We start from the raw sequence: 15925 nt of genomic DNA, 5'->3' as shown, positions 1-15925 counted from the left end.
CCTGCGGTCCCGGCGGTCGGTCGGTCCCTCATCCCAAGAGGCGGGTGAGGGCCGGTCCGGTCTCGGTGACGGTGCGCACCATCTCCGCCCGGCCGGCGCCGCGGGCGGCGAGCGCCCGGGCGGCCTGCTCGGCCTGCTCGGTGGGCAGCGGGCAGAGCACGTGCAGCCGGTCGATGCCGGTCAGCGCGGTCTCCGGCGGGGCGCCGGCGGTGTGCAGGCAGTCCGACAGCAGGACGACGACCCGCTCGTCGACCACCGCGGGGGCCAGCTGCAGGCGGGCGGCCCGCAGCGCCCCGGCCAGGTCGGTCATGCCGTGCCCGCGCAGCCCCACCAGCCGGCCCACCATCTCCTCCGCCGGCACCCGGCGGCCCAGCGGCTGCAGCTCGGTGACCCCGCCGGCGAAGCTGATCACGCTGGTGGACAGCCGCTCGTCGGCAGCCAGCACCACCGCGGCGGCGGCCACCGCGGCGATGGCGACGCCGAGTCCCTGCATCGAGCCCGAGGCGTCGACCACCAGGCAGGCGGCCCGGCGGTGCCCGGTCCAGGTGCGGGTGACGAGGTCCTCGGTGGCCGGGGGCCAGGTACCGGTCCAGCGATCGAGGGTGCGGTCGAGGTCGAGGTCGCCGTCGGCCCTGCGGTTGGGGGCCAGGCGGCGGGTGCCCCGCGAGCGCGTGGTGCCCACCCGGGCGACCTGCACGAACACCCGGCGGGCCACCCGGTGCGCGGCGGCGCGCAGGTCGCGGTCGGTGGCCCGGCCGAGGTCGGCCAGCAGCGCGGCGGCGGCGTCGGGGTCGCGGGCCAGCAGGTCCGACAGCGCGCCCTCGTCGAGCTCACCGACCTCGGGGCTGACCTCGGCGAACCCGGGGTGCTGCCGCTGCAGCTCCTGACGGGGGGCCGAGCGCGACTGCTGGGCGTCCTTGCGGTCGCGGCGGGAGGGACGTCCGGACTCCGGGCCCGCAGGCTGCTGCGCCTGCGGGCCCTCAGCTTTTCCCGGGTCGCGCTCCGGCTCGTCGGGCGCCTCGGGGGGTGGGGCGTCGGCCGGCCAGACGTCGTCCAGGATCTGGTCGAGCACGCTCTCCGGCGTCCGGTCGACGCCGTCGACGACCTTGACCCGGCCCGACAGCGCGGCGTGCACGGCGTCGCGCACGGTCTCGCGGCCGTCGGGCAACTGCTGGCCGCGCAGCTCGAGCAGTCCGCCCAGCAGCAGCACCAGGTCGTTCGCGCCGCGGACCGACGAGCCCATGCGCAGGTCGCGGTGCTCGCGCGTGGCCCGGACCAGCGCCACGGCCAGACCGACCAGGTCGGGCCCGGCGGCGGTGACCTGGGTGACGATCGCGCGCTCGGCGTCGGCGTCCTGGTAGCCGAGCACGACCCGGCACATGCGGTCGGCGATGGCCTGCCCGACCCGGGCGGTGCCGATCGCGTCGAACGGGTTCATCGCGGCGATCAGGCGGAACCCGGCCGCCGCGCGCACCCGGCCCAGCCGGGGGACGGCGATCTCGCCCTCGGTGAGCACCGTGATGAGGACGTTCAGCGTCTCCTCGGGGATGCGGTTGAGCTCCTCGAGGTACAGCAGGCCCGACCCGCGCATGGCCGTGAGCAGCGGGCCGTCGGTGAAGCTGGTCGGCACGTACCCGTCGGTCATGACGGCCGCCGGGTCGTACTGGCCGACCAGCCGGGCCGGGGTCAGCTCGGCGTTGCCCTCGACGAACACCACCTCGGTGCCGACGTCGGCGGCGATCGAGCGCAGCAGGGTCGACTTGCCCGTGCCCGGGGGGCCCTCCAGCACGACGTGCCGGTCGGTGCGCAGCGCGACCGTCAGCACCTCGCGTTCCCGGCGCAGTCCGATGACGTCCATCCCCGGATCCTGCCTGGCGTGTGGTGCCGGTCACCCGGCGGGGTCGACCACCAGCTCCGCCGGGCCGAGGCGCAGGACGCCGTCGGACAGCGGCCGGCAGCGCACACCGCCCCGTCCGCGCATCCCGCGGTGCGCGCCGGGGGCGAGGACGACGTCCATCCACCGGCACGGGTTCGCCGCCCGGCCACCGAGCAGGGTGACCCCGCCCAGGGTGAAGGTGCGCCCGCGCAGCGCCTCGACGTCGGCGCCGCGCAGCACCACGTTGCGCCGGGCCAGCAGCGGGTCGAAGGGCGGCACCCCCAGCCCGGCGGCCAGCGCCTCCAGCGACTCGACGGCCAGCACCGTGACCGCGGCGTCGCGGTGGGCGGGCTTGCCGGCGTACCGGTCGCCGACGATCCCGTACCCGGCGCGCACCACCAGCTCGTCGCGCCGGTCGGCGGCCTGCTCGGGGACGACGTCGCCCGGCCGGCCGTCGTACCGGTGCGCGGGCGAGGCCAGCAGCGCGACGACCTCGACCTCGGGCACCGGCCCATCCTCATGCGGAGGGTTCAAGATCGCCGGTCCCGGGCACTGGTGCCCCTGACCGACACGACGTCCCAGGAGGAGTACCCGGTGGCAGAGCACGGTGTGGAGAAGGTCCGCGAGCTGGTGGCGGACGAGAAGATCGCGATGCTGACGACCGTCGGCGCCGACGGCTCGCTGCAGAGCCGCCCGATGTCGCTGCAGGAGGTCGAGTTCGACGGCGACCTGTGGTTCTTCGCCGAGGCCCAGGGCGGGCCTGCGCAGAGCATCGCCAGCAACCCGAACGTGAACGTCACCACCGGCTCGGGGGGTAGCTGGGTCTCGATCGCCGGTCGTGGCAGCGTCGTCACCGACGTGGCGAAGAAGAAGGAGCTGTGGAACTCCGGCGCCGAGGCGTGGCTGCCCCAGGGCCCCGAGGACGCCTCCGTCGTGCTCATCAAGGTCGACGGCGACAGCGCCGAGTACTGGGACACCCCGGGTGCGGTGACCACCGCGATCTCCTTCGTGAAGGCCAAGGCCACCGGCGAGCGCACCCACGTCGGCGAGAACGAGAAGGTCGAGCTGCCCTGATCCGGGCCCGGCACGAGGGGGACCGGCACGCACGTCGCCGGTCCCCCTCGTCGTGGGCATGACCCCGGGGGCGCGACGACGTAGATTGACCTCGCCCCGGCGCGAGCCCGTCGTCGGTGCGCTGCAGCGGACGGAGTCGAGGTGAGCACCGGACTCCCGTCGTCGACCCCGCTGCCGGCGGCGTCCGACCCGGCCTTCGAGCGCTTCTCGCGGCTGGTCCGCGCCCAGCTGGGCGTCCCGGTCGCCCTGGTGACGCTGGTGTCGGAGGAGGAGCAGGTCTTCCCCGGCTCGCTCGGGTTGCCCGAGCCCTGGCAGACCGAGCGGCGCACCCCGCTGAGCCACTCGTTCTGCCAGCACGTCGTCCGGTCCGAGCAGACGCTGGTCATCACCGACGCCCGCGAGCACCCGTTGGTGCGGGACAACCTGGCCATCCGCGACCTCGGTGTCGTCGCCTACGCCGGGGTGCCGCTGCGCGACCACGAGGGCGCCGTCGTCGGTTCGCTGTGCGCCATCGACTCCGAGCCCCACGAGTGGACGGCGACCGACCTCGCCGTCCTGACCGACCTCGCCGACGCCTGCAGCTCCGAGCTTCAGCTGCGCGGCCTGCACGACCGCACCCAGACCATGCTCGTGCAGCACGCCGCCGACCGGGCCCGCTGGTCCCTGGCGATGGACGCCGGGCACATCGGCAGCTTCGACTGGCACCTGGCCACCGACGAGCTGACCTGGGACGACCGCCTCCTCGAGATCTTCGGCCTGACCCGGGCGACCTTCGGCGGCACCATCGCCGCCTTCGACGAGGCCGTGGTCCCCGAGGACGCCGAGCGGGTCGCCCACGCGATCGACAAGGCCATCACCACCGCGGGGCTGTACGAGGCCGAGTACCGCATCACCCTGCCCGGGGGCGGCACCCGCTGGGTGCAGGCCCGGGGCCAGGCCCTCGCCGACGGGACCGGCCGCGCCGAGCGCCTCATCGGCGTCGCCTACGACACCACCGCCGTGCACGACGGCGAGGCACGCACCGCCCGTGTGCTCGAGGCCATGCCGACCGGGTACCTGTCCGTCGACCACGACTGGCGGTTCACCGTGGTCAACGGGGCGGCCGAGCGGCTGCTGGGCCGCAGCCGCGACGAGCTGCTGGGCAACAGCATCCACGACGTCTTCCCCGGCACCCGGGACGGCGAGTTCGGCCGGGCCTACCTCGCCGCGGTCGAGACCCGGGTGCCGCAGACCGTCGAGGCGTTCTACCCGGACCCGCTGAACGCCTGGTACGAGGTGCTGTGCTGGCCCTCCCCCGACGGCCTCTCCCTCTTCTTCACCGACACCACCCAGCGCACGCTGACCCAGCGCCGGGCCGAGGCCTCGGCGGCGCGGCTGGCCATGCTGGCCACCGTCGCCCGCTCCCTGGTCGACGCCACCGACGTGCCCGACGCCGTCGCCGAGCTGCCCGGCCTGGTGGTCCCCGGTCTGGCCGACGGCTGCATCGTGACGCTCCTGCAGGACGACGGCCGCCCGCGCGACGTGGGCTCCTGGCACACCGACCCCGCCCAGCGCTCGCTGCTGCACCGCTACGCCCGGGTCCGCCTGGGCGCGCAGTCGCTCACGTCACCGCTCGCCCGGGCCCTGGCGTCCGGTGAGGAGGTGCGGGCCAGCGCCGCCGAGGTGCGCGCGACCCTGGCCGCGGGCGAGGCCCTGGACCTCTACGACGCCCTCGGCACCGGGTCCTGCCTGGTGCTGCCGATCCGGGGGCGCGACCGGGTGCGTGGCGCGCTCACCCTCTTCTCCGACCCCGGCCGACCGCGGGACCTCGACGACGAGTCCACCGCACGCGACGTCGCCGACCGGGTGGGCCTGGCGCTGGACAACGCCGCACTGCTGATGGGCCAGTCGCAGGTGGCCGAGGGCCTGCAGCGCAGCCTGCTCACCGACCCGCCGGCGCCCAACCACTCCGAGATCGTGGTGCGCTACATCCCGGCGACCGAGTCGGCCAAGGTCGGGGGCGACTGGTACGACGCGTTCCTGCAGCCCAGCGGCTCGACCATGCTGGTCATCGGCGACGTCGTGGGCCACGACATCGAGGCGGCAGCGGCCATGGGGCAGCTGCGTGGCCTGCTGCGCGGCATCGCCGCCTACAGCGACGCCGGGCCGGCCGAGGTGCTGCGCGGGCTCGACGCGGCCATGCAGGTGCTGCAGGTGCCCACGCTGGCCACCGCCGCCGTGGCCCGCTTCGAGCAGACCCCCGAGGAGTACGCCCGCGGGGTGACCCGTCTGCTCTGGTCGAACGCCGGCCACCTGCCGCCGGTCATCGTCCACCCCGACGGATCGCTGGCCGTGCTGGCCGAGTGGCGCGGCAACCTGCTGCTGGGCGTCGACCCCACTACCACGCGCACCGAGCAGGTCATCACCCTCGACCGCGGGTCGACCATCCTGCTGTTCACCGACGGCCTGGTCGAGCGCCGCGCCAGCACCCTCGACGACGACATGGCCCGGCTGTCCGAGGCCGTCGTCGACCTCGCCGGCGGCACCCTCGAGCAGCTGTGCGACGGTCTGATCACCCGGCTGGTCGACGGCCGCAACGACGACGACATCGCGCTGGTCGCCGTCCGGCTGCACCCGCAGGACAAGCCCCGCCCGCCCGAGGCCGGCCCCGTCTCGGTCCCGCCGGGCCTGCCCGCCGACGTCGGCGCCCGGCTCGGCCGGGGCTGAGGCCGCCGCCGACGTCGGTCGAGGACCTCCAGCCGGCTGGTCGCCCGGGTCATCGCCACGGAGCGGTCGGCCGCGCTCCACCGACCGGGGTCCAGCAGCACGACGAGGTCGAACCCCAGGCCCTCGGCCGAGGTCGGGGTCAGCGACCGCACGCGCGGGGAAGACCAGCGGCACCGGCGCTCCCAGCACGCGACAGCTCGGCGAAGAAGCGATCGTCGGCGGCGACGAGCGCCGGGACAGCCGTGGCGGACAGGCTGGCAGGGAGGTCGAAGAAGGGCACGGCGGAGCATGCTCCGGCCTCACCGGGGTCTTGCCGCAAGCCCCCGGGTGCTCTGCACGTCGAGGTGGCGGGGAGTTGTCAGCGCTCCGCGGAGGCGTGGATGGGACCGCTGGCCCCGGTCAGCCGTTCGCCCGAGCCGCCCCACCGGCCCGCGATGATCTCGGCGGCGATGCTGATCGCGGTCTCCTCCGGGGTGCGGGCGCCGAGGTCGAGCCCGATGGGGCTGGACAGCTTCGCCAGCTGCTCGTCGGTGAGGCCGGCCTCGCGCAGCCGCTCGAGCCGCTCGTCGTGCGTGCGCCGCGAGCCCATCGCACCGACGTAGGCGACATCGAGGTCGAGGGCGACCTCGAGCAGCGGGACGTCGAACTTCGGGTCGTGGGTGAGCACGCACAGCACGGTGCGCTCGTCGATGCGCCCGGCGTCGACCTCGGTGCGCAGGTAGCTGTGCGGCCACTCGACGACGACCTCGTGTGCGTCGGGGAAGCGGCGTGCGGTGGCGAACACCGGGCGGGCGTCGCAGACGGTGACCCGGTAGCCGAGGAAGGCCCCGACGCGGGCGACGGCGGCGGCGAAGTCGATGGCGCCGAACACCACCATGCGGGCCGGCGGGGCGAAGCTGGAGACGAAGAGGGTGAGCTCGTCACCGCGCCGCTCGCCGTCGTGGCCGTAGGTCATGGTGGCGGTACGCCCGGCGGCGAGCATGCCGCGGGCGTCGGCCGTCACGGCGTCGTCCAGCCGCTGCGAGCCCAGGGTGCCCGAGGTGCGGGCGTTCCAGATGACCAGGCGGTGGCCCAGCCGGTCTGCGGGCCCCCTGACCACGGTGACGGTGCAGACCGGCTCGTGCGCCTCGACCGACGCCGCGATCTCGCCCAGCTCGGGGAAGGTCTCGCGGTTGATCGGCTCGACGTAGACGTCGAGGATGCCGCCGCAGGTCAGGCCCACGGCGAACGCGTCGTCGTCGCTGACGCCGTAGCGCTCCAGCGTGGGGGCGCCCTGGGCGACGACGTCCTTGGCCTCCTCGTAGACCGCGCCCTCGACGCAGCCGCCGGACACGCTGCCCACCGCGGTGCCGTCGGGCCCGACCAGCATCGAGGCCCCCGCCGGACGCGGCGCCGACCGCCACGTGGCCACGACGGTGCCCATGCCGACGGTCTCGCCCGCCTCCCACCAGCCCACCAGGTCCTGCAGCACGTCACGCATCGGTGATCACCTTCACCAGCTCCTCGAACGCTGCCAGGCTGTGCCCGGCGACGAAGTGGTCAACCGCGGGCAGGGCCGCCTGCATCCCGCCGGTCAGCGGCTCGTACCCGGCGCGGCCCTTGTGCGGGTTCACCCACACCACGCTGTGCGCCAGCCGCTGCAGCCGGCCCATCTGCTCGGCCAGCAGCTCGGTGCCCCCGCGCTCCCAGCCGTCGCTGCACACCACCACGACGGCGCCGCGGGCGGTGCCGCGCTGGCCCCACCGGTCGAGGAAGGCCTTGAGCACCTCGCCGATGCGGGTGCCGCCGGACCAGTCGGGAATCGCGTGCCCGCTGGCGGCCAGCGCCTTGTCGGGGTCGCGCAGCCGCATCTCGCGGGTCACCCGGGTGAGCCGGGTGCCGATGGTGAACACCTCGGTGGCGGCCGGTCGCGCCCGGACGGCGGCGTGCGCGAAGCGCAGCAGCGCGTCGGCGTAGGGGCTCATCGACCCCGAGACGTCGATGAGCAGCACGACCCGGCGCGGGCGGGGCCGGGGACGCCGGCGGCGCAGCCGGGTGATCTCGCCGCCGTCGTGCAGGGCGTGCCGGATCGTGCGGGCCATGTCGACGCCGCCGTGCCGGTCGGGGCGCCGGCGGCGGGAGGGCCGCATCGGCGCGGCCGGCACGAGCAGGGCGAACAGCCTGCGCAGCTGGTCGCGCTCGGCGACGGTGAGGTCGGCGACGTCGCGGCTGCGCAGCACCTCGGCCTCGCTGGCCGCGGCCTTGAGGTCCGGTGCCTCCTCGGACTCCTCGCCGGAGCCCTCCGACGCGCTCAGCGGGGCCGACTCGGCCAGCTTCTGCTCGGTCTGGCTGCTGGTCCGGCTGCGCCGGGGGGCCTCGCCGGCGAAGTAGGCGTTGAACGCGGCCTCGTAGCGGTCGAGGTCGTCGGGGCTGCCGCACAGGGTGAGCCGGCCCGCCCAGTAGACGTCGCCGGGGTCGAGCACGTCGAGGTGGCCGACGGCGGCCAGCATCGCCTCGACCCGGTCGGGCGAGGCGGCCACCCCGGCGTGCCGGAGCGTGCGGGCGAACCCGAGCACCACCTCGACGACGTCGCGCTGGCGCCGGTCGGCCAGCCCGAAGGCCAGCTCGGTCACGCGAACAGGACTCCGCGGGTGAGGGCGTGCACCCGGTCGGTGTCCTCGCGGTACTTGAGCACCGCGCCCAGGGTGCGGGCCGCGGTGTCGGGGTCGAGCTCGCGGGCGCCGAGGGTGTGCAGCGCGGTGGCCCAGTCCATGGCCTCGGCGATGCCGGGGGGCTTGAGCAGGTCGAGGCTGCGCAGCTTGGCGGTGGCCCGGGCGACCTGGCGGGCGAGCTCCTCGGTCACCTGCGGAAGCCGGCTGCGCAGGATGGCGACCTCGCGGTCGAAGTCGGGGTGCTCGAGCCAGTGGTAGAGGCAGCGCCGCTTGAGCGCGTCGTGCACCTCACGGGTGCGGTTGGAGGTGAGCACCACCAGCGGCGGGACGGCTGCACGCACGGTGCCCAGCTCGGGGATCGAGATCGTGAAGTCGCTGAGCAGCTCCAGCAGGAACGCCTCGAACTCGTCGTCGGCGCGGTCGACCTCGTCGACCAGCAGCACGCTCGGCGAGTCCTCCAGGGCCTGCAGCAGCGGGCGGGCGAGCAGGAACCGCCGGTCGTAGAGCCCGGCCTCCAGCTCCGCGGTGTCGCCGCCGGCGCCGGCGGCCTCGGCGGCGCGCAGGTGCAGCAGCTGGCGGCCGAAGTCCCAGTCGTAGAGCGCCTGGCTGGCCTCCAGGCCCTCGTAGCACTGCAGCCGGTACATCGGCCGGCCGGTGACCTCGGCCAGCGCGTGGGCCAGCGCGGTCTTGCCGACGCCGGCCTCGCCCTCGAGGAACAACGGCCGGTGCATGGCCAGCGCGAGGTAGGCCGCCGTCGCGAGGCCCGCGTCGGGCAGGTAGCCGGTGGCCTCCAGCGCCGCGGCGAGGGCGTCGGGATCCGCCGGTGCGGACGTGCTGGCTGTGGGCTGGCTCACCGGCCCACTTTCCCACGCGCCCGGCGAGCGTGCGTTGCAGCGTCGTTGCACCGGGGCCAGCAGCGCAAACGCCGTCACCTCGACCACCGAGAGTTCTGCGCGGTTCGGGTTGACACCGTAAAGCGATTGCCGAGACAGAGAACGTGCGCACCCGACGGCGCACCGTCTCGAAGGAGAACTCGTGTTCGCCAGCCGTACCGCCACACGTCCAGAAGCGGGCGTCCCGACCGAGGCCGAGCTGGACGTCGACGCCGTCACCGCGGTCATCACGGCCCTCTCGACCGCGACCGACACCCGCAGTGCGGTGGTGGCCGCGATGACGGCCGTCAAGGACTCCTTCGGGTACGCCTACGCCTCGCACTGGGTCATCGAGCCCAAGAGCCAGACGCTGCAGTTCTCCTCCGAGGCCGGGTCGGTCAGCGACGAGTTCGCCGCGGTGACGGCCCGGGCCACGTTCGCCAAGGGCGTCGGCCTGTCCGGGCGCGCGTGGTCGACCCGCGACCTGGTGTTCACCAGCAACCTGGGCGAGGTCAAGGACTGCGTGCGCGCGCCGGTCGCGCAGAAGGTCGGCGTGCGGTCGGGCATCTGCTTCCCGTTGTTCAGCGACGGCCAGGTCACCGGCACCATGGACTTCTTCTGCCGCAAGGAGCTCACCCCCACCCCGCGTCGGCTGGCCACGCTGCGCTGCGTGGGCACCCTGGTCTCCCAGTCCATCGCCCGGTTCGTCGCGATGGAGGCCGACCGCAAGACCGCCCAGGACGTCGCCGCCGTCACCTCCGTGCTCCAGCAGCTGACCACCGCCGCCGACGCCGACTCGGCCCTGCGCATCGCCCTGGACACCATCCGCACCGGCTTCGGCTGGGCCTACGGCTCGTTCTGGCGGGTCGACCCCGCCGCGAACGTGCTGCGCTTCGAGCGCGAGTCCGGCGACGCCGGACCGGAGTTCCGCGCCGTCACGCTCTCGGCCACCTTCGCCCCGGGCGTGGGCCTGTCCGGGCGCACCTGGCGCAACCGCGACCTGTTCTTCGTCCCCGACCTGGGTGAGATGACCGACTGCGTGCGGGCGCCGGTCGCGCAGAAGGCCGGCGTGAAGTCCGGCGTCTGCATCCCGATCACCGTCGGCGGCGAGATCATCGGCACGATGGACTTCTTCGCCACCTGGACGATGGTGCTGTCGGCCGGCCGCGAGGCCGCCCTGCGCAACACGGCCTTCCTGCTGGGGCAGGCCCTGGACCGCATCGCCGCCACCGAGCAGCTGTCCACGGCCGGCCGCGAGCTGGTGCTGTCCATCGAGGAGGTCGAGCGCAACGTGCTGTCGGCCACCACCGTGGCCAGCGAGGGCCGCACGCTGGCCGACGAGGCCAACCGGGTCGTCGCCCAGCTCGGCGAGTCCAGCCAGCAGGTCGGCCAGGTCGCGCACACCATCGGCAGCATCGCCGCGCAGACCAACCTGCTCGCCCTCAACGCCACCATCGAGGCGGCCCGGGCCGGCGAGGCCGGCCGCGGCTTCGCCGTCGTCGCCAACGAGGTCAAGGAGCTGGCCCGCGAGACCGCGGTCGCCACCACCGACGTCAACGCCAAGATCAACGCGATCCAGGAGCAGGTCGACGCCGTCGTCACGTCGCTGGCCTCGATCGGCGTGGTCATCGAGACCATCAACGAGACCCAGGCGGTCATCGGTGGCGTGCTGACCGAGCAGGTCGCGGTCACCCGGGCGATCCTGGGCTGAGCCGCGCGGGGCAGGATCACGGGCACACCCGACCGAGGAGCTGCCCGTGATCGTCGCCGTGACCTACCGCTACACCGACGACGTCGCCCTGCGCGACGAGGTGCGTGCCGAGCACCGCACCTACCTGCGCGGGCTGGCCGACGCGGGGTCCCTGCTGCTGTCGGGCCCGTTCGGGGCGTCCGCGCCGGCCGGGGCCCTGCTGCTGTTCCGGGCCGAGGACCAGGCCCGGGTGCAGGAGTGGGTCGACGCCGACCCGTTCACCGTCCGCGGCGTCGTCGCCACGGCCACCCTGGCCGAGTGGGACCCGGTGCTCGGCTCCCTCACCGCCGCCCTCTGACGCCTCAGGCCGCCCGGACGGCATCGACCTGCGCCGACGCCCACAGCCGGGCGGCCAGCGCGTCGTTCTGGTGGAAGAACGGCGCGTCAGTGCCGGGGCGGGCGAAGGCGGCGACCTGCGCCCCCGACGTCCAGAAGCCGACCGCCGAGACCCGCTCCGACGCCGTGCCGTCGGCTCCGACCAGGCGGGCGTCGCCGTCGACGTGCAGCCGGCCACCCTGCGGGGCCGCCGCGCCCCGCGCCAGCAGGGCGGTCAGCAGCGGGTCGGTGGTGGCGGCCAGGTCGACGTCGGGCACCCGGGCCTCGACCAGCGCGGTCGCCGTCGTCACCTCGTCGGTGCTGGCCGAGCGGGCCACCCAGCGTCCGGCCTCCAGCGTGACGACGGTGTCGGCCCCGGTGAACCGGACGACGCCGGCCTCGCCCAGTGCGAGCAGCTCGCGCAACCGGGGGGACGGCGGGCCGCTGGCCAGGTGGCTGAAGAAGTTCATCCACCAGCCGCCGACGTCCTCGCGCTCGCTGCGCGGGGTCAGCCGCCCGGCCCGCACCAGGCCCGCGATCGCGCCGTGGCAGTGCAGCAGCGCGGTGAAGACCGCCTGGTCCTGGCTGTACGCCGGGTCGGCGGCCCGGGCGAGGTCGGCGCGCACGTGCTCACGCACCCAGTGCTGCAGCTGCTCGGCGTCGGCGAACCGGCGCCCGGCGAGCGGGCGGTCGAGCGCGGCGACGTCGAACCGGTCGGCCGGGTCCGGCACCGCCTCCACCCACAGGTCGGCGGCGTCCTCGGTGGCGTCGTACCGGGCGGCGAAGGCGTCCCACGACATCGTGACCCGCTCGGGGTGGGCGCGGAACAGCTCGGCGGCGGCCACGCGCCCCAGCTCGCGGGCGATCACCGGCGCGAGGTCCGCGCGCAGGTCCAGCGGCCGGTCGCCGAACCGCTCGGTCAACGCGTCCGGGGTGACGTAGGTGAGCGGCACCGGCGGGCCGGCCCAGGGGTAGCCGAGCTTGGCCCGGTAGGGGGTGCCCCGGCGCGAGCCGACGTGCAGCACCGGCTCACGCCCGGAGGGCCGGTAGACCAGCCGACCCCCCACCTCGTCGAAGCGGCCACCGCGACCCCCGGTGAGCAGGGTGACCAGGTCGACGAACGCGAGCCCCGCGCCGCGGACCAGCACGTCCTCGCCCGGGCGCAGCGCACCGAGGTCGAGGTCGGCGGTGTAGCCGGTGGGCACATGGGTGAGCCCGGCGGCGCAGGCCGCCTCGCCCAGCGCCTGCTCCGCCGCGCTGGGCACCCGGTCGAGGTGACCCTGGGCGAGCACCACGGCGTCGGCGTCGAGCCGGCCGCCGTCGGCCAGGTGCACCTGCACCCCACCCGGGTGCTCGACCAGGTCGACGACGCGGGTGGCGCGCCGGTGCAGCACCAGTCCGGGCGCGCCGGCCAGCGAGTCGAGCACCCACCCGAGGTAGGCGTTGACCAGCGGACGCGAGGGGAAGGTGTCCGGCGTGAGCCGGCGGGCCTCGGCGCCCACCTCGCCGGGCAGCGCCCCGCCCGCCTGCTCGGCCCACTGCGACAACGTGGTCCCGGCCCCGACCGGGCCGGCGACGGTGGACGACGCATCGGGCAGCACGGTGATGTCCCGGGCCAGTGAGTTGGCCCACAGCAGCGACGACTGGGCCGACCGCCAGACCCGACCCCCGCCCGCCGGGTGGGGGTCGACGAGGTGCACCTCGAGGGGGCGGCCGGCGGCGTGCGCGAGCAACCGGTCGAGGACGCCGACGGCGGTCGGGCCGGCGCCGACGAGGACGACGCTCAGCGAGGACGTGCTGCTCACAGGGGTGCTCCGGGGGTCGGTGCGGCTGGGGTCTTGGGTGCTCAGCGACCCCGGCAGAGCGCGCTGCCGGTGCGGCGGAGGTCCACGTGGCGCCGACGGACGAGCGGGTGCGCGGGCATCTGGGCCTCCTCTCCTGGACGGGCTCGGTCGCCATTCTCCACCAAGTCGATCGGATTTGACGACATGGGCTGGGGAGCTCTACGTTCTCGCACAGGTCCTGAGCGCCAGCGACAAGCCCCGGCTCGCTGGCCGGCAACCCTCCGCTGCGGTGGGGTGCCCCGGGTGACGACCTGGCGACGGCGTCCGTCCGTCGCAAGTGCAGCCCCGCCGTCCCGGTGGGGGAACGAGGAGACCCGCATGGACACGACCGGAACCGCGCCGCGGTCGGTGGTCCCTGCCCTCCTCCTGGTCGGTCGGCCGGTCATCGACCTGGTCCGCACCGACAGCGCGCTCTGTCGCTGACCTGTTCCCGCACCCCACCCCGGCCGGCTCGGCCCCGGGGTGACCCCGCTGATCCCGGAGCCCCCGCATGTCCCGATCCCTCCTGCCCGCCGACGCCCTGCGGGTCGTCGTCGTGCACCCCGACGACCCGCAGGCCGTGCCGCTGTTCGCCGAGCTCGCCGTCGAGTACGACACCCGCTACGGCGACCTGTTCGGCCGTGCGTCCGACGAGCTGAGCCGCTACCCGGCCGAGCTGTTCGTCGACCCGCACGGCGCCTTCGTGCTGCTGCTCGAGGACGGCGCCGCCGTCGCCGGGGGCGCGTTCATGCCGCACCCGGACGACGGCACCGTCGAGGTCAAGCGCATGTGGACGGCGGGCACCCACCGCCGCCGCGGCCTGGCCCGCCGGGTGCTGGTCGAGCTGGAGACCCTCGCCGCCGCCAGCGGCCACCGGCGCGTCTTCCTGACCACCGGTCCGCGCCAGCCCGAGGCCCGCGACCTCTACCTGGCCGCCGGCTACACCCCCCTGTTCGACGGCCCGCGCCCCACCGACCTCGAGACCCTGCGCGCCCTGCCGGTGGCCGAGCGCATCTACCCCTTCGTGAAGGACCTGCCATGACGCTGCTGGAGAGCCGACCCGCCACCCAGGTGAACCCCTACGAGGGTCTGCGGGTGGTCAAGGCCAAGCACCCGGGGCGCTGGGCGGCCACCGCCGTCGTCGCCGTCCTGCTGGCGATGGTGCTGAACTCCTTGATCACGAACCCCCGGTGGGAGTGGGGCGTCGTCTGGGCCTACCTGGGCGAGGTCTCGATCGTCGAGGGCGTCTGGATGACGATCGAGCTCACCCTGATCACCGCGGTGCTGGGCTTCGCGCTCGGCACGGTGCTGGCGCTCATGCGGCTCTCGCAGTCGCCGCTGCTGCGCGCGGTGAGCTGGGGCTACACCTGGGTGTTCCGCTCGGTGCCGCTGATCCTGCAGCTGCTGCTCTGGTACAACCTCGCCTACCTGTACCAGTCCCTCGACGTGGGCATCCCGTTCGGCCCGTCGTTCGCCTCGTTCGAGACGCTGTCGCTGATCGACAAGTTCGGCGCCGCGATCCTGGGTCTCGGACTGCACCAGGCCGCCTACTCGGCCGAGATCGTGCGGGCCGGCATCCTGTCGGTCGACCAGGGCCAGCACGAGGCCGCCGCCGCACTGGGCATCCCGCGCCGCCGGCAGTCCACCCGCATCGTGCTGCCGCAGGCCATGCGCACCATCGTGCCCACCGCGGTGAACGAGATCATCGGCCTGTTCAAGGGCACGTCGATCGTCTACGTGCTGGCACTGGGCGAGCTGTTCTACACCGTGAGCGTCATCTACGGCCGCACGCAGCGGGTGCTCCCGATGCTGGTGGTCGCCGCGATCTGGTACGTCGTCCTGACCACCGTGGTGACGGTGATCCAGTTCTACGTCGAGCGGTACTACGCCCGCGGCGCGGTGCGCACGCTGCCGCCGACACCGCTGCAACGACTGCGTGGCAACCTCACCGCCGGCCTCTCCCGGGTGCGCCCGGTCGGTGCCGCGGCCACCTCCGGCCAGGACCCGGTGGCCCGGTGACCGCCGTCGCGCCCCGCCCGGGGCGGGTGGAGGTGCACGGCGTGCACAAGTCCTTCGGTGCGCACGAGGTGCTGCACGGCGTGGACCTCGTGGTCGAGCCCGGCAGCGTGACCGTCGTCCTCGGGCCGTCGGGGTCGGGCAAGTCGACGCTGCTGCGCAGCATCAACCACCTGGAGACCGTCGACCGCGGGTTCGTCGCCCTGGACGGCGAGCTCGTCGGCTACCGGCGCAAGGGCGACGTGCTGCACGAGCTCAAGGAGAAGGAGCTGCTGCGCCAGCGCACCCGGTTCGGCTTCGTCTTCCAGAGCTTCAACCTGTTCCCGCACCTCACGGCGCTGGAGAACGTGGTCGAGGCGCCCGTGTCGGCGCAGGGCCGCAACCGGCGCGAGGTCGAGGCCGAGGCCCGCGAGCTGCTGGCCCGGGTGGGGCTGGCCGACAAGGCCGACGCCCACCCCCGGCAGCTCTCGGGCGGCCAGCAGCAGCGCGTGGCCATCGCCCGGGCACTGGCGATGAAGCCCGCTGTCCTGCTGTTCGACGAGCCCACGTCGGCGCTGGACCCCGAGCTGGTCGGAGAGGTGCTCGCCGTCATCGCCGACCTGGCCCGCACCGGCACCACGATGATCGTGGTCACCCACGAGATCGGCTTCGCCCGGCAGGCCGCCGACCGCATCGTCTTCATGGACGACGGCCGCGTGGTCGAGCAGGGCACGCCCACCGAGGTGCTCGACCACCCGCAGCACGAGCGCACGAAGGCCTTCCTGGCCAAGGTGCTCTAGGAGAAGGACCCTGCTGCCCCCACGATTCGCGAGCTCGCCGCGGGCCCCTGCAGCAGGGCCGAC

Annotated in this window: 14 protein-coding genes and 1 riboswitch; of the genes, 7 read left to right on the top strand and 7 right to left on the bottom strand. The window is 74.6% G+C overall.

Annotation, left to right across the window (positions count from 1 at the left end; all coding sequences use genetic code 11):
- Window positions 1-28 precede the first annotated feature (28 nt).
- The gene (locus BLP29_RS20605; RefSeq protein ID WP_133379052.1) at window positions 29-1858 is read right to left on the bottom strand and encodes an AAA family ATPase; all 1830 of its coding nucleotides are present in this window, start codon (window positions 1856-1858) and stop codon (window positions 29-31) included.
- 30 nt (window positions 1859-1888) lie between these two features.
- Window positions 1889-2383: an MOSC domain-containing protein gene (locus BLP29_RS05895; protein ID WP_243469734.1), complete on the bottom strand. Its 495-nt coding sequence runs from the start codon at window positions 2381-2383 to the stop codon at window positions 1889-1891.
- Window positions 2384-2470: 87 nt separating this feature from the next.
- Between BLP29_RS05895 and BLP29_RS05890 the strand changes: the two genes are divergently transcribed.
- Both BLP29_RS05890 and BLP29_RS05885 read left to right on the top strand, forming a co-directional pair.
- Window positions 2471-2950, top strand: a complete 480-nt coding sequence (locus BLP29_RS05890; protein WP_243469733.1) for a pyridoxamine 5'-phosphate oxidase family protein — start codon at window positions 2471-2473, stop codon at window positions 2948-2950.
- A 141-nt stretch (window positions 2951-3091) separates the two neighbouring features.
- The gene (locus tag BLP29_RS05885) at window positions 3092-5656 is read left to right on the top strand and encodes a SpoIIE family protein phosphatase (RefSeq protein ID WP_092801242.1); all 2565 of its coding nucleotides are present in this window, start codon (window positions 3092-3094) and stop codon (window positions 5654-5656) included.
- Window positions 5657-5795: 139 nt separating this feature from the next.
- Here the strand turns inward: BLP29_RS05885 and BLP29_RS20930 are convergent, their stop codons facing one another.
- The 4 genes from BLP29_RS20930 to BLP29_RS05870 all read right to left on the bottom strand — a co-directional run bounded on the left by BLP29_RS20930 (window position 5796) and on the right by BLP29_RS05870 (window position 9161).
- The gene (locus BLP29_RS20930) at window positions 5796-5936 is read right to left on the bottom strand and encodes a hypothetical protein (RefSeq protein WP_165839306.1); all 141 of its coding nucleotides are present in this window, start codon (window positions 5934-5936) and stop codon (window positions 5796-5798) included.
- 78 nt (window positions 5937-6014) lie between these two features.
- On the bottom strand, window positions 6015-7136 hold the full coding sequence (locus BLP29_RS05880; protein ID WP_092801239.1) for an XdhC family protein: 1122 nt from the start codon (window positions 7134-7136) through the stop codon (window positions 6015-6017).
- Window positions 7129-8268, bottom strand: a complete 1140-nt coding sequence (locus BLP29_RS05875; protein WP_092801236.1) for a vWA domain-containing protein — start codon at window positions 8266-8268, stop codon at window positions 7129-7131. The genes BLP29_RS05880 and BLP29_RS05875 overlap by 8 nt, the downstream gene beginning before the upstream one ends.
- Complete coding sequence (locus BLP29_RS05870) at window positions 8265-9161, bottom strand: AAA family ATPase (RefSeq protein ID WP_092801233.1); 897 nt, start codon at window positions 9159-9161, stop codon at window positions 8265-8267. Before BLP29_RS05870 ends, BLP29_RS05875 begins: the two co-directional genes overlap by 4 nt.
- 181 nt (window positions 9162-9342) lie before the next feature.
- On the opposite strand from BLP29_RS05870, the gene BLP29_RS21740 reads away from it, so the two are divergent.
- Window positions 9343-10890: a GAF domain-containing protein gene (locus tag BLP29_RS21740; protein ID WP_279385438.1), complete on the top strand. Its 1548-nt coding sequence runs from the start codon at window positions 9343-9345 to the stop codon at window positions 10888-10890.
- Window positions 10891-10936: 46 nt separating this feature from the next.
- The gene (locus tag BLP29_RS05860) at window positions 10937-11227 is read left to right on the top strand and encodes a YciI family protein (protein ID WP_207798335.1); all 291 of its coding nucleotides are present in this window, start codon (window positions 10937-10939) and stop codon (window positions 11225-11227) included.
- A gap of 4 nt (window positions 11228-11231) precedes the next feature.
- Here the strand turns inward: BLP29_RS05860 and BLP29_RS05855 are convergent, their stop codons facing one another.
- Window positions 11232-13049: an FAD/NAD(P)-binding protein gene (locus tag BLP29_RS05855; RefSeq protein ID WP_092801227.1), complete on the bottom strand. Its 1818-nt coding sequence runs from the start codon at window positions 13047-13049 to the stop codon at window positions 11232-11234.
- Between the two features lie 213 nt (window positions 13050-13262).
- Window positions 13263-13374, top strand: a riboswitch (SAM riboswitch).
- Between the two features lie 204 nt (window positions 13375-13578).
- Here BLP29_RS05855 and BLP29_RS05850 point away from each other — a divergent pair.
- Genes BLP29_RS05850 through BLP29_RS05840 form a run of 3 tightly spaced genes read left to right on the top strand, consistent with a single transcriptional unit; the run spans window position 13579 to window position 15862 of the window.
- Window positions 13579-14109, top strand: a complete 531-nt coding sequence (locus tag BLP29_RS05850) for a GNAT family N-acetyltransferase (RefSeq protein WP_092801225.1) — start codon at window positions 13579-13581, stop codon at window positions 14107-14109.
- On the top strand, window positions 14106-15086 hold the full coding sequence (locus tag BLP29_RS05845) for an amino acid ABC transporter permease (protein WP_092801222.1): 981 nt from the start codon (window positions 14106-14108) through the stop codon (window positions 15084-15086). Before BLP29_RS05850 ends, BLP29_RS05845 begins: the two co-directional genes overlap by 4 nt.
- The gene (locus BLP29_RS05840) at window positions 15083-15862 is read left to right on the top strand and encodes an amino acid ABC transporter ATP-binding protein (protein WP_092801219.1); all 780 of its coding nucleotides are present in this window, start codon (window positions 15083-15085) and stop codon (window positions 15860-15862) included. Before BLP29_RS05845 ends, BLP29_RS05840 begins: the two co-directional genes overlap by 4 nt.
- Window positions 15863-15925: the final 63 nt, after the last annotated feature.

The organism is Klenkia marina (assembly GCF_900101025.1).
In the GTDB taxonomy this organism is placed as follows: domain Bacteria; phylum Actinomycetota; class Actinomycetes; order Mycobacteriales; family Geodermatophilaceae; genus Klenkia; species Klenkia marina.
This window is presented reverse-complemented; position numbering and strand designations above follow the sequence as displayed.